Source organism: Novosphingobium mangrovisedimenti, assembly GCF_025153475.1.
GTDB lineage: Bacteria > Pseudomonadota > Alphaproteobacteria > Sphingomonadales > Sphingomonadaceae > Novosphingobium > Novosphingobium mangrovi_A.
This window is the reverse complement of sequence record NZ_JANZXA010000005.1, coordinates 261960-275480: the sequence shown is the minus strand read 5'-3', so window position 1 is coordinate 275480 and position 13521 is coordinate 261960. Positions and strand designations below refer to the sequence as shown.

The window sequence follows — 13521 nt, the reverse complement described above, 5'->3', positions numbered from 1 at the left end:
TATCTCAAGCCTTCTGCTTGCGTCGTAGTTCGTCGCGGACGGAAATGTGGAGCGCGTCGGCGACCAGTGCGGCCTGCTCGGCGGTGTGGCGCTTGGCGAGGCCCGTAGCGGGCGAGGCGGAAGCATGGCGGCCGGCATAGCGCGGACGCGGGTTCTTCACCCCGGCTTCCTTGGCCGCTTCCTCGATCAGCGATTCGACGAAGAACCAGGCGCCGTTGTTCTGGGGCTCTTCCTGGCACCAGACGATCTCCTCGAGGTTGGTCATGCGCGACAGGCGCAGGGCCAGCGGCTCGCCCGGGAAGGGATAGAGCTGTTCGAGGCGGATGATCTGGGTATCGTCGATCTCGGCTGCATCGCGCGCTTCGAACAGGTCGTAGGCGACCTTGCCCGAGCACAGGATGACCTTCCTGGTGTCCTTGTCCGCCGCGGGCTTGATGTCCGAGAGGATGCGGAAGAAGTGGCCTTCGCCGACGAAGTCCTCGGTCTTCGACTTCGCCATCGGATGGCGCAGTAGCGACTTGGGCGTCATGATGATCAGCGGCTTGCGGAAGGGCCGGTGCATCTGGCGGCGCAGAACGTGGAAGTAGTTCGACGGCGTGGTGATGTTGCACACCTGGATATTGTCGCTCGCGCAAAGCTGCAGGAAGCGTTCCAGGCGGGCCGAGGAGTGCTCCGGACCCTGACCTTCATAGCCGTGCGGCAGCAGCATCACGAGGCCGTTGGCACGCAGCCACTTGGCTTCGGAGGCGGCCACGTACTGGTCGATGATGATCTGCGCGCCGTTGGCGAAATCGCCGAACTGCGCTTCCCACAGGACCATGGTCTTGGGGTCGGCGCTGGCATAGCCGTATTCGAAGCCGAGCACGCCGTATTCCGACAGCGTGGAGTTCAGCACTTCGAAGCGGCCGTGCGGCAGCGTGGCAAGCGGCGTGTACTTGCGCTCGTCTTTTTGGTCGACCCAGACGGCGTGGCGCTGCGAGAAGGTGCCGCGTTCGCAGTCCTGGCCGGACAGACGCACACCGTAGCCTTCCGAGCACAGCGAACCGAAAGCGAGCGCTTCGGCGGTGGCCCAGTCGAAGCCTTCACCGCTGGTGAACATCTCGCGCTTGGCGTCGATCACGCGGTTCAGCGTCTTGTGGACGGTGAGATCCTCGGGAACGGTGGTGAGCACGCGGCCGAGGCTGTCGAACAGCTTGGCCTCGATGCCCGTGTGCACGTTGCGGCGCGCGGTCTCGGGATCGGCCGGCTTGTTGAAGCCGCTCCACTGCCCGCTGAACCAGTCGGCGTGGTTCGACTTGTAGGTCTTGGCCGCCTCGAATTCCTTTTCGAGGTGGTCGTTGAACGCGGCCTCGGTGTCCGAAAGGAAGGTGTCGTCGATCACGCCTTCGGCCTTCAGGCGCTCCGCGTAGATCTTGCTGACCGGCGCATGCTTGCGGATCTGCGCGTACATCAGCGGCTGCGTGAAGCTGGGCTCGTCGCCTTCGTTGTGGCCGAAGCGGCGGTAGCACCACATGTCGATCACGATGTCGCGGCCGAAGGTCTGGCGATAATCGATCGCCAGCTTGCAGGCGAAGGTCACGGCCGCCGGGTCGTCACCGTTGACGTGCAGGATCGGCGCCTGGACACCCTTGGCGACATCGGTCGGGTAGGGCGAGTTGCGCGCGAAGGCGGGTGAGGTGGTGAAGCCGATCTGGTTGTTGATGACGAAGTGCAGGCACCCGCCGGTGTTGTAGCCGGCCACGCCCGACAGGCCGAAGCACTCCCACACGACGCCCTGGCCCGCGAAGGCCGCGTCGCCGTGGATCAGCACCGGCAGCACCTGCTTGTGCTTGGCACCCGGGCCGATGTCGTCGCCGATGTCATCGTGGATGGTCTGGTAGGCGCGGACCTTGCCCAGCACCACCGGGTCCACCGTTTCGAGGTGGCTGGGGTTGGGCATCAGGCTCATGTGCACCTTGGTGCCGTCGAACTCGCGGTCGGTGGAGGTGCCGAGGTGATACTTCACGTCGCCCGAGCCGCCCACGTCTTCCGGATTGGCCGTGCCGCCCGAGAATTCGTGGAAGATGACCTTGTAGGGCTTGCCCATCACGTTCGCGAGCACGTTGAGGCGGCCGCGGTGGGCCATGCCGTAGACGATTTCGCGCACGCCGAGCTGGCCGCCGTACTTGATGACGCTTTCGAGCGCGGGAATCATCGATTCACCGCCGTCGAGACCGAAGCGCTTGGTGCCGACGTACTTCTTGCCGAGGAACTTCTCGTACTGCTCGCCGCGCACGACGGCCTGAAGGATCGCCTTCTTGCCGTTCTCGGTGAACTCGATCTCCTTGTCGGCGCCTTCCATGCGCTCCTGCAGGAAGCGGCGCTCCTCGACATCGGAGATGTGCATGTATTCGAGGCCGACCTTGCCGCAGTAGTTCGCGCGCAGGATCTGCACGAGTTCGCGCACGGTGGTCCATTCGAGGCCGAGATTGCCGCCGACATAGACCGGCCGGTCCTGTGCGGCGCCGGTGAAGCCGTGGTATTCCGGCGTCATGTCGGCCGGAAGCTGGCGCTGGTTGAGGCCGAGGGGGTCGAGGTCCGCCGCAAGGTGACCGCGCACACGATATGTGCGGATCAGCATCATCGCGCGGATGGCATCGGCCGCCGCTTCGTCTAGACGGGCCTGGTCGACTTTGGCGCCGCCCTTGGCGGCCGCCTTCTCGATCTGCAGCTTGAGGGCTGTGGGGTCTAGACCCTGGGTCCAGTCGTCTTCGAACTCCGCACCTACGCGGGGCCAGTTGGCACGTTGCCAGCTGGGGCCGGGTTGCGGCTCGTCGAGACCCGTGTCGGGCGTGAAATCCATATTCTCGTTGCCCATAGGAAGCACCTTTCGCGCGCCGGTAATCACAGTCCGCCGCAATCGAGCAATCTGGTTTCGGGCTGCCCGGTTCCCGGGGAGGAAGCCGCCAGTCCACGATGTGTTTCGGCGCTTGGGCGCCTTGTCGTTATTGTCCGGCGAGGCGCGGACCGGGCTTGTGCCCGGAGCCCGCGCCCCGACCGAAGGAAATCAGACGGTTTCCTTGAGCGCCTGCAGCAGCGTCTCGCCGAGCAGCGAGGGCGAGGGGGAGACGCGGATGCCCGCTTCCTCCATCGCCGCGATCTTGTCCTCGGCGCCGCCCTGGCCGCCCGAGACGATCGCACCGGCGTGGCCCATGCGGCGGCCCGGAGGGGCCGTGCGGCCCGCGATGAAGCCGGCCATCGGCTTGCTGCGGCCACGCTTGGCTTCGTCCTTGAGGAACTGCGCGGCTTCTTCTTCGGCCGAGCCGCCGATTTCGCCGATCATGATGATCGACTTGGTCTCGTCGTCGGCGAGGAAGAGTTCGAGCACGTCGATGAAGTTGGTGCCGTTCACCGGGTCGCCGCCGATGCCGACCGCGGTGGTCTGGCCGAGGCCTGCATTGGTGGTCTGGAACACGGCTTCATAGGTCAGCGTGCCCGAGCGCGAGACGACGCCCACCGAACCCTTGGAGAAGATGTTGCCCGGCATGATGCCGATCTTGCACTCGTTCGGGGTGAGGACGCCGGGGCAGTTCGGGCCGATCAGGCGCGACTTCGAACCGGTCAGCGCGCGCTTCACCGGGATCATGTCGAGCACGGGAATGCCTTCGGTGATGCAGATGATCAGCTCGATCTCGGCGTCGATCGCCTCGAGGATGGCGTCGGCGGCGCCGAACGGCGGCACGTAGACGCACGAGGCGGTGGCGCCGGTCGCGGCCTTGGCTTCATGCACGGTGTTGAACTGGGGCAGGCCGAGGTGCTCGGTGCCGCCCTTGCCGGGGGTCACGCCCGCAACCATCTGCGTGCCGTAGTCGAGCGCGGCCTGCGTGTGGAAGCTGCCGGTCGAGCCGGTCATGCCCTGCGTGATGACCTTGGTATTCTTGTCGACGAGAATGGACATCGGATTTTCCTGTTCCTGATCGTGGAAGCAGCCTGAAAGGCCGGGGAGGTTCCAAGAAACTATTGGCGCCGTGCGATACTGGCCAGAGTGTCAGGCCAGTGCCGCACGGCGGCTGTTTTGTCCTCAGGCCAGCGAGCTGTCGATGCCCTTGCAGGCAACGAGAAGTTCGCTCACCGCATCAATCGAGACCTGCAGGCCGGCCTTGGCCTTCTCGTCCAGTTCGATTTCGATGACCTGCTCGACGCCATCGGCGCCGATCATCACGGGAACGCCGACGTAGAGGCCGTCAACGCCGTACTGGCCGGTGAGGTGCGCAGCACAGGGCAGGATGCGCTTCTGGTCGCCCAGGTAGCTTTCGGCCATCGAGATCGCCGAGGCGGCCGGAGCGTAGAAGGCCGAACCGGTCTTGAGCAGGCCGACGATCTCGCCGCCGCCGCTTGCGGTGCGCTTGACGATCGCGTCGATGCGCTCCTGCGTGGTGCGGCCCATCTTGATGAGGTCGGGAACGGGGATGCCCTTGACGGTCGAGTATTCGACCACCGGCACCATGGTGTCGCCGTGGCCGCCCAGAACGAACGAGGTCACGTCGCGGACCGAGACGCCGAATTCCCAGGCGAGGAAGGTCGAGAAGCGGGCCGAGTCGAGCACGCCGGCCATGCCGACGACCTTGTTGTGGGGCAGACCCGAGAACTCGCGCAGCGCCCAGACCATCGCGTCGAGCGGGTTGGTGATGCAGATCACGAAAGCGTTCGGGGCGTACTGCTTGATGCCTTCGCCGACCGACTTCATGACCTTGAGGTTGATGCCCAGCAGGTCGTCGCGGCTCATGCCCGGCTTGCGGGGGACGCCGGCGGTGACGATCACGACGTCCGCGCCTTCGATGTCCTTGTAGTCGTTGGTGCCGGTGATGAAGGCGTCGAAGCCTTCGACCGGGCCGCACTGCGACAGGTCGAGCGCCTTGCCCTGGGGAATGCCTTCGGCGATGTCGAACAGGACGACGTCGCCCAGTTCCTTCTGCGCAGCGAGGTGCGCGAGCGTGCCGCCGATGTTGCCGGCGCCGATGAGGGCAATCTTCTTACGAGCCATGATGCGTTCGTGTCCTTCCCAGTGGCGGGATTGACGGACTTCAAGGCGGCCTGCTTCATCCCGCTAAAGGCAGGTGCCGGTGTTGCAGAGCGCGCCCTACGCCCCTCGTGCAGGCTTTGCAACCGCGAAAAGACGCAATCGGTGGCTATTGTTGCATATTTAAATGATAATAGTTCGCAATTGCAATTGCGTTCGCAAAATCTGCGGAATCAATGCAAATTCACGCCGGGAATCGCGCTGCCTGCAGCCGGTGATCGCCGGTTTCGGACGAAACGATGCGCCGGGCAAGGGCCGAAGGCGCGACTCGTCGACCGTTCGGGGCAAGGTGTCGATACCCGGCGGCGGCGTGGCGATTCGCGGGTGCGGGGATGCCGGCAATCAGCCGGGTACACTCAGATCGCGGGTAACGGCCTCGGCCATCCGGCGATCGAGCTGGCGGCAAATCGCGATCCAGTAGTCGCGAGCCTCGTCGTCGCCGGTGCGCGATGCCATCTCGGCTTTGGCACGCGCCTTCGCGGCGGCGGCAAGGCCATGGCGCGCGAAGTGGCGCAGCGTGTCGATGAGCAGTTGTTCGTCGTTGTCGGCTTCGGGCAGGGCGCGCGCGCGCTGCAGGACTTTCGTGTGCACGGACACGGCGCGGCCGTTGTCGTTGCTGGCGCCGAGCGGTGCGCGGGGACACAGGGGTTGCGTGATGACCGGAGTGATGCCGCCCCAGGCAGCCGCGAAGCGGATCGTCATTGTCTAGGAGGCTCCCGTTGTTCTCGCCGCGTGAGATGTTTTCCTAGGCGCGCATCCTCTAAACTTTGGTGAGGGGCTTTGGTTGCTTAATCGTTCATCTCGTGAATGTGGCTTCCTACCGAAGAGCGCATTTCACAATCGTTCGTGCCTTCAGCTTCCCGGCTGGCGGATCCAGCGGCCGCTATTGGCGAACTCCGGTTTGATGCCCCGCGCCTCGGGCAGGCTGCGGGCGTCGTGGAGCCCGTCGTCGGCATTGGCGTCGGGGGTGTTCTCGTAAGTCGCCGCGACGGCCATCGTCGGCGTTCGGGCCATCGTCGGCGTTCGGGTGGGCGCGGCGTCGGCGGACGTGGCCACGCGCGTGAGCGGCGCTGCCACGGGTTCGCCCCCGGCGTAGGCGAAGCGGAACGTTCCGGGGCTGCCCGCGGTCCCCTTGAAGCCATAGAACCGGTGCTCGCCGATCGTGCCGATATAGTTCAGGCCGGAGGTCCAGTACGGATGGACCTGGACCGTGTGATAGTGCGTTGCCAGCCCCACCGGAGCATAGACCGCGCCTGCCAGGGCCTGCCGCGCGATCGTCCGCGCCCGGTCCCAGAACAGCCTGGAGGGCCTGCGCGCCAGAGAGCCGTCGCACGTGAAGGTGAACTGGCAACCGGTGGTCCGCTCCGAGCCCTGATAGACGACGCCGCAGACCGTGTTGGGATAGGCCGGGTGCGCCACGCGGTTGAGCACGACTTGCGCGACGGCGCGCTGTCCGGCGTCGGATTCGCTGGCGGCTTCGTAATAGATCGCGGCGGTCAGGCACTGCAGCGCGCGGGCGCTGTCGAGGCCCGCACTGCCGATGTACAGCGGCCGGGCTTCGGGAAGCGAACCGGGCGCGGGGGGCTGTGGCGCCTCGTCCGCGTCGGAGTGAATGCCTTCGCCCACTTTTGCTACCGGCGTTTCGGCTTCCAGATAGTAGAAGGCCGAACCGGGGAAGGTGGACCCGGCCTGTTCGAACGGCATCGGTTCGACCGGCGGCTGCTCGGCAACGGCATCGGCGATCCGGAAGCGATCCCAGTCACCCGGGGCGGCGAATGCGGGCAGGGCGACGGCGGCGAGTGCCGTGACGCCGAGCGTCCAGTGCCGCTTCATGCGCAGCGGCGCATGACCCACGCCGCGCACCTTGCGCTCGAAGCGGGCGGAAAAGTCGCGCGGGCGCGCCTCGCACGCGTCCCGGTCGGACCAGTTCCGGTCAGGCAAGGCAGCGGCTGAAGGCACTCGGTTCCTTTCGCGGCGAGGAGGCGCAAGAGCGCAGGCCTGCGCGTAGCCCGACATGGCGGTCCCCGCATCCGCGCATTGGGCGTCGTCCCGCAGTGGGACGGGCTTGGGGAATAAGCTTAATCCCTTAAGGTTCTGTCTAAGCCATGCTGCGGGCTGCCCTTGCCAAGGACGAAGCACCGCATTATCGGCGCGCTCACGTCATGGGTTGTCCGCGTGCCTTGCAAGAGGAGGCGGGCCGAAGAGGGAAGCCGGTTCAAATCCGGCGCTGTCCCCGCAACTGTGACCGGGGAGCCCGCGCTCCACATGCCACTGGCCGCTTGTCCTCTAAGGGGGCGGGCTGGGAAGGCGAGGGCGGGTGTCGATCCGGGAGCCAGGAGACCTGCCCGAGACGGTCGTTCCGCGCCGGGCGGGGTGTACCGGAATGCAGCGAGACGCGTGCCGTAAAAAGAGCACGCCCTCCGCCATGAACGGCAGTTCGTTCAGGCTGGAGGAATACATATGAAGAAGTACCTGTTTCTGTTGGGTTCGACGCTCGTGGCGGCAACGCCCGCGATGGCTGCCGAAGCGAATGATACCATCGTGGTCACTGCGACCCGCGAGCCCACGCCTGTCACCCAGATCGGCCAGTCGGTAAGCGTCGTTACCCGCGACGAGATCGAGCGCAGCCAGGCGACGACCGCGACCGACGTGCTGGCGCGCATTCCGGGGCTGGCAACGGCGCAGTCGGGCGGTTTCGGCCAGCCCTCCAGCGTCTTCATCCGCGGCGCGGACAATGCCCAGTCGCTGGTGCTGATCGATGGCGTGCGCATCAACGATCCCGGCGATGTCGGCGGCGGTTTCAACTTCGGCTCGCTCACCATCGCCCAGTTCGACCGTGTGGAAGTGGTGCGCGGTTCTTCGGGCGTGATCTGGGGCAGCCGCGCCATGGGCGGCGTCATCAACTTCATCACCGCGCGCCCGACCGAGCAGTGGCATGCACGGGCCCAGGCCGAATACGGCTGGCGCGACCGCCGTCAGGCGAGCCTTTCGGCTGCCGGCAAGCTCGGCCCCGTCGGCCTGACGCTGGGCGGCAACTGGATGAAGGGCGATGGCTACTCCGCCTTCGACGAGGCGCTGGGCGGCACTGAAAAGGACGGTTTCGAGAGTAAGAGCGCCAATGCCCGCGCCGAAGTGGAGCTGACGCAGGGTCTCTCGGTCGATGCCGGCGGGTACTGGACCAAGGCCAATTACGATTACGACAATACCGGCGCCGATGCGCTCAATGTCGGCCTCAAGCGCGACGCGCTGGGTTATGCCAACTTGCGCTACAAGGGGCTCGACGGTCGCCTTAACGCCCGCGTCGGCTATGGCCTCACCGATACGCGCCGCGTTTCCGACGATGCCGTGTGGGGGCCTTACGAGACCAATGGTCGCGTCGAGCGTTTCGAGGGGCAGGCCTCTTTCGCGCCGATTGAAATGGTCTCGGTCCTTGTCGGTGCCGAGACGGAAAAGCAGAAGTTCGATGATAACTACGGCTCGAAGGATTCGACCTCGATCGACAGCGTCTACGGCAATCTCACGCTGCGCCCGCTCGCGGGCCTGACGCTCAACGGCGGTCTTCGCTACGACGACAATTCCGATTTCGGGGACAGGACCACCTTTGCCGCCAATGGTGCCTGGGTGATCGGATCGGGCGACGATGCCCCGGTGCTGCGCGCCAGCTATGGCGAGGGCTTCAAGGCGCCTTCGCTCTACCAGCTCTATACCAATGCCGGCTTCCGCGCGCTCGATCCAGAAACCTCGAAGGGCTGGGACGTCGGCATCGAGCAGCCTTTCGCCGAAGGCACCGGGCGCTTCACGGTCACGTATTTCGATCGCAAGACGAAGAACCTGATCGACTATGACTTCGCCAGCTGGAACTACTACAACATTGGCCGCACCCGCGCGCAGGGCGTGGAGCTGGGGATGCAGGTGGTGAACTGGAACGGCTTCGACGTGAACCTGGCCTATACCTATCTCGACGCCACCGACGAGACGACCGGCGCGCAGCTGGCCCGGCGGCCGAAGAACAACTTCTACGCCAGCATCGACAAGGCGTGGGAGGTGGGCCTGAAGCTCGGCGCGGACCTGCGCGTGGGCGGCGGGCGCTATGACGACATGGCCAATTTCAACCGCCTCGAAGGCTTCACTGTCGTGGGCCTGCGCGGTGCGTTCACGGTGACCGACAACATCGAGGTCTATGGCCGCGTCGAGAACCTGTTCGACAAGCACTACGAAGTGGTGCGCACCTACGGCACCCCTGGCCGTTCGGCCTATGCCGGGGTCCGGGTGAAGATGTGATCCCACGCCGCGTCCCTTTCCTCCCCGTACCGGGGAGGGGGACCGCCGGAACGGCGGTGGAGGGGATTCTCGCCCCAATGCGGGGCTGGATGAGGACGCGAGTCCCCTCCGTCAGCCTTTCAGGCTGCCACCTCCCCGTGCCGGGGAGGACAGTGCTGCTCTGCACCCTGCTGGCAGGATGCACGATCGGCGACACCGCTTCGATGCGCGAGGCGGATTATCCCACGATCGTCTCGCTCAACCCCTGCAGCGATGCCGTGCTGGCCGAAGTGACGGCGCCGGGACAGTTGCTGGCCGTATCGCACTACAGCCACGATCCGGCATCGAGTTCGATGGATGTGGACCGCGCTCGGCGCTTCCCGGCAACTTCGGGCTCTGTCGAGGAAGTGGCCGCACTGGCGCCCGACGTGGTGGTGGCCGGCGCTTTCCTCGCCCCTGCGACGCGTCAGGCACTGCACGATCTGGGCATTCGCGTGGTGACAATGACGATGCCCGCCGACATCGCGGCCTCCGAAGCGCAAGTGCGCGATCTGGCGCAACTGGCCGGCTATCCGGAGGCCGGGCGCGCGCTGGTCGAGCGGATCGAGGAGGCCATGGCCAAGGCCGCCCCGCCCGCCGGACGCCCGCCGGTGTCCGCGCTGGTCTGGGAATCGGGCGGGATCGTCGCGGGCGACGGCACGCTGATCGCCGACTTGCTCAAACACGCCGGTTTCGTGAATGGCGCGGCCGCGCGCGGGCTGTCGCAGGCGGACTATCTTCCGCTCGAACGCGTGCTGGCCGATCCGCCCGAAGTGATCTTCGCGGTCGGCAATCCGCAATCGCAGGAAGACCGCCTGCTGCGCCACCCGGCATTGAAGGCGCTGAAGGGCACCGCGCGCGCGTCGCTCGACAGCAGTCTGCTGTGGTGCGGCGGGCCGACCATTCCCAAGGCGCTGGAACGGCTGAGCGCGGTGCGGCGTGCTTCGACAGGCTCGGCACGAGCGGATCGGGGCGAAAGGCATTTGGGCGGCTCTGCTCCACGCACCACCAACGCCCCGCTCACCCTGAGCTTGTCGAAGGGTGCCCGCGCCCCAGGAGGCGCACGATGAACCGCCGCGTCATCCTGATCCTGCTCGCGGCCCTCGCGCTGGCCGTGCCACTTTCGCTGCTCGCCGGGCGCGTGTGGATCGATCCGTTTGCACCCGAAACGCGCAATGCATCGGTCATCCTCATGCAGCTTCGCCTGCCGCGCGCGGCGCTGGCGCTGGCGCTGGGGGCAGGGCTGGGCGCGGCGGGGGCGGCGATGCAGGGGTTCCTGCGTAATCCGCTCGCCGATCCGGGGCTGTTCGGCATTGCCCCCGGCGCGGCGCTGGGCGCGGTGCTCAGTTTCTGGACGGGCTATGCCGCCTCGGTCTTCCTGCTGCCGGTCTTCGCGCTGATCGGCGCGGCGGGCGCGATGGCGCTGCTGGCGCTGATCGCCGGGCGCGAGGGTGGCGTTGCGCTGTTCACGCTCGCAGGTCTGATGATCTCCAGCCTCGCCGGCGCGCTGATGAGCCTTGCGATCAGTCTTTCGCCCACGCCGTTCGCGATGAGCGAGATCGTCACCTGGCTGATGGGCACGCTGGCCGATCGCTCCTGGCGCGAGGTCTGGATCGCCACGCCGTTCACGCTTGCCGGGATCGGCGTGCTGATTGCCGCCGGGCGCAGCCTCGATGCCCTGACGCTGGGCGAGGCGGCGGCGCGTTCGCTCGGCGTCGATCCGCGCCGGTTGCAGGCGCTGATGATTGCCGGGATCGGGCTCACTGTCGGCGCGGGCGTCGCGGTGGCGGGGATCATCGGGTTCGTCGGACTGGTGGTGCCGCATCTCGTGCGCCCGCTGACCGACCGCCGCCCCAGTTCGCTGATCGTGCCGAGCGCGCTGGCAGGGGCCTTGCTGCTGCTGGTGGCCGATTGCCTGTGCCGCATCCTGCCGCTTGCGGGCGGGGAGTTGCGGCTTGGCATCGCGCTCAGCCTCCTGGGCGCGCCGTTCTTCCTGCACTTGCTGCTGCGCATGAGAAGGGGGCTGGCATGAACGCGGAACATCCCGGCCTGTCCGTGGCGGGCGACGAACTCGGCGCGCTCGGTCTGCACGTGCAGGACCGGCTCGCGGACATTTCGCTCACGCTTCACCCGGGCGAGATCACGGCGATCTGCGGGCCCAACGGCGCGGGCAAGTCGACGCTGCTGTCCTGCCTTGCCGGGCTGCTGCAGCCTGACGGCGGCCATGTCGCGCTATGCGGACAGCCGCTGCGCAGCCTGAGCCCCCACGCGCGGGCCCGCGTGCTCGGCTATCTGCCGCAATCGCCCGAAGTGGCCTGGGACGTCTCGGTCGAAGTGCTGGTCTCGCTCGGCCGCCTGCCCTGGCGCGGCGCCCCGGCGGGTGAGGCGCAGGCCGCCATCGACGAGGCCATCGCCGCGATGGATCTGGAGCACTTCCGCCACCGCCCCGTCTCGCGCCTGTCCGGCGGCGAACGCGCCCGCGCGCTGATGGCGCGGGTGCTGGCGACGCGCCCGGGCTGGCTGCTGGCCGACGAACCGCTGGCCAATCTCGACCTCGCCCACGCCGCCGCGCTGGTGCATCGCTTCCGCGAGCAGGCGCGGGCCGGGCGCGGCGTGGTGCTGGTGCTGCACGATCTGGCCATGGCGATGAACCATGCCGATCGGGTGATCGTGCTGGGGCGCGGCAGCCTCGCGGCCGACGGTCCGCCCGAAACCGCGCTCGACCCGCAAGTGATCGAGCGCGTCTGGGGCTGCCCCGCGCGCTGGCTGGGAGAGCCGGGCGCGCGGGCGCTGTCGGTGGGGCCGGTGGCGTAGTCCCGGTCAGCCGAGCCGCAGCCGGAACGAGAGCGCGATCAGGAACGCGCCGGACATCATCGCGTAGAACCCGATCAGCCAGGCCGCCGTCAGCAGCGTCAGGCCGGGATAGGTCCACAGCAGATAGACGAGCGCGCCGCTGAACAGCACCGCGCTCACGCCGAGCAGGGCCAGCACCCACTCGCCCCTGATCTCCTTGCGCAGGCGCACGGCCGCCGCGATCTGGCCGATCCCGGTGGCGAGATAGAAGGCGGCCATGAAGGCCACGAGCAGGAAGGCGTAGGTCATCGTGCTGATGAGCGGCCAGATCACGAACAGGACGCCCACGGTGAGGCCGACCACGCCGTTGAAGATCAGGGCGCCCCAGCGCTCCTCGCGATGCCGCGCGCCGCGCAACCCGCTGATCAGCGAAAACAGGCCGTCGGAAAAGGTGAAGGCCGCGAAGACGAACGCCGCGGCAAGGATCGCGCTGCCCGGCAGCAGGAGCGCGACGATCCCGAAGGCGATCGCCAGCACGCCGCGCAACAGGAACCAGTTGGCGTTGTGGTGCGGCAGCTTGAAGATGTTCCAGTCGGTAACCGGAACGGACGGGTAGGGCTGTGTCGATGCATGGGCCATGATCGTGCTCCAGGTGTGTTCCACCCCCGCAATCATGCCCGCCCAACGCATGGCCCGCCGCCGTGGTTCCGCGAGGAGCCGGGCGCACGGGCCGGTTTCGTGTCGCAATTGGTATCAGCGCGGGGCAGGCAAGGGCGCATCGAGGGAGCGACCATCGCGAGACTTCAGGTCGTCGAGCAACGCGCGGATGGCCCACACGGAAGCGCGTGCGATTCCGTCTGCATCGAGATCCCATTGGTCGCGCATTTCGCGCCACGCAAAGCCACTGCAGAGTAGCTGCATGGCGGCTATTGCCTGCCGGGCGTCTTCCGCGTTCAACCCTTCGACGGCATCGGAGAACATCTCCGAATAGGCGGCGACGCGTTCGGCCTTGCGCTCGTTGCGCATGGCTCGGCCCTCCACGCTCGACATGGCCATGGTCATGGCAACGGCGCGCTCGTCGAAAGCGCGAAACTTATCGCGCAATCCATGCCCGAGCAGCGCATCCAGATCGTCCGGCATCGCGCCTTCGGGGGTCAGCAATGTCCAGATCCGCGCGCGCAGGGCTTCCTGATCCACGAAGCGGCGATAGACCGTCCGACGGGACACTCCGGCCTCTTCGGCAACCCTGTCGTGGTTGAGGGGGCCGCCATCGCCCATCACTTTCAGAAGGGCTGCATCCAGCCGTTCGTCCTTGGTCTGCTGCATTTGCGTGGTGGCGGTCGCAGGCGTTTCCGTTCCGCGAGCGCTCC

11 protein-coding genes and 1 riboswitch are annotated in these 13521 nt (G+C 66.9%); of the genes, 4 read left to right on the top strand and 7 right to left on the bottom strand.

Going from position 1 to position 13521, the window contains the following annotated elements; translation table 11 throughout:
* Positions 1-4: 4 nt before the first annotated feature.
* The 5 genes from NZK81_RS09900 to NZK81_RS09880 all read right to left on the bottom strand — a co-directional run bounded on the left by NZK81_RS09900 (position 5) and on the right by NZK81_RS09880 (position 7018).
* The gene (locus NZK81_RS09900; protein WP_260045961.1) at positions 5-2857 is read right to left on the bottom strand and encodes a 2-oxoglutarate dehydrogenase E1 component; all 2853 of its coding nucleotides are present in this window, start codon (positions 2855-2857) and stop codon (positions 5-7) included.
* 189 nt (positions 2858-3046) lie between these two features.
* The gene (gene sucD, locus NZK81_RS09895) at positions 3047-3937 is read right to left on the bottom strand and encodes a succinate--CoA ligase subunit alpha (RefSeq protein ID WP_260045960.1); all 891 of its coding nucleotides are present in this window, start codon (positions 3935-3937) and stop codon (positions 3047-3049) included.
* Between the two features lie 123 nt (positions 3938-4060).
* The gene (gene mdh, locus NZK81_RS09890; RefSeq protein WP_260045959.1) at positions 4061-5023 is read right to left on the bottom strand and encodes a malate dehydrogenase; all 963 of its coding nucleotides are present in this window, start codon (positions 5021-5023) and stop codon (positions 4061-4063) included.
* Positions 5024-5401: 378 nt separating this feature from the next.
* Positions 5402-5761 carry a hypothetical protein gene (locus NZK81_RS09885; RefSeq protein WP_260045958.1) on the bottom strand — a complete coding sequence of 120 codons (360 nt, stop codon included), beginning with the start codon at positions 5759-5761 and terminating at the stop codon, positions 5402-5404.
* 150 nt (positions 5762-5911) lie between these two features.
* Entirely contained in the window at positions 5912-7018 is a 1107-nt protein-coding gene (locus NZK81_RS09880; RefSeq protein WP_260045957.1) for a cell wall hydrolase, read from the bottom strand.
* A gap of 188 nt (positions 7019-7206) precedes the next feature.
* A riboswitch (cobalamin riboswitch) is annotated at positions 7207-7422 on the top strand.
* A gap of 97 nt (positions 7423-7519) precedes the next feature.
* On the opposite strand from NZK81_RS09880, the gene NZK81_RS09875 reads away from it, so the two are divergent.
* The 4 genes from NZK81_RS09875 (at position 7520) to NZK81_RS09860 (ending at position 12172) form a co-directional block, all read left to right on the top strand.
* On the top strand, positions 7520-9340 hold the full coding sequence (locus tag NZK81_RS09875; RefSeq protein ID WP_260045956.1) for a TonB-dependent receptor domain-containing protein: 1821 nt from the start codon (positions 7520-7522) through the stop codon (positions 9338-9340).
* Between the two features lie 152 nt (positions 9341-9492).
* Positions 9493-10428, top strand: a complete 936-nt coding sequence (locus NZK81_RS09870; protein WP_260045955.1) for an ABC transporter substrate-binding protein — start codon at positions 9493-9495, stop codon at positions 10426-10428.
* On the top strand, positions 10425-11390 hold the full coding sequence (locus tag NZK81_RS09865; protein WP_260045954.1) for a FecCD family ABC transporter permease: 966 nt from the start codon (positions 10425-10427) through the stop codon (positions 11388-11390). Before NZK81_RS09870 ends, NZK81_RS09865 begins: the two co-directional genes overlap by 4 nt.
* Entirely contained in the window at positions 11387-12172 is a 786-nt protein-coding gene (locus NZK81_RS09860; RefSeq protein WP_260045953.1) for an ABC transporter ATP-binding protein, read from the top strand. Before NZK81_RS09865 ends, NZK81_RS09860 begins: the two co-directional genes overlap by 4 nt.
* Before the next feature lie 6 nt (positions 12173-12178).
* Here the strand turns inward: NZK81_RS09860 and NZK81_RS09855 are convergent, their stop codons facing one another.
* Together NZK81_RS09855 and NZK81_RS09850 are read right to left on the bottom strand one after the other, a co-directional pair.
* Positions 12179-12826 (bottom strand): HdeD family acid-resistance protein, encoded by a 648-nt coding sequence (locus NZK81_RS09855; RefSeq protein WP_260045952.1) that lies wholly within the window; start codon positions 12824-12826, stop codon positions 12179-12181.
* Positions 12827-12904: 78 nt separating this feature from the next.
* On the bottom strand, positions 12905-13477 hold the full coding sequence (locus NZK81_RS09850) for a TetR family transcriptional regulator (RefSeq protein WP_260045951.1): 573 nt from the start codon (positions 13475-13477) through the stop codon (positions 12905-12907).
* Positions 13478-13521 lie beyond the last annotated feature (44 nt).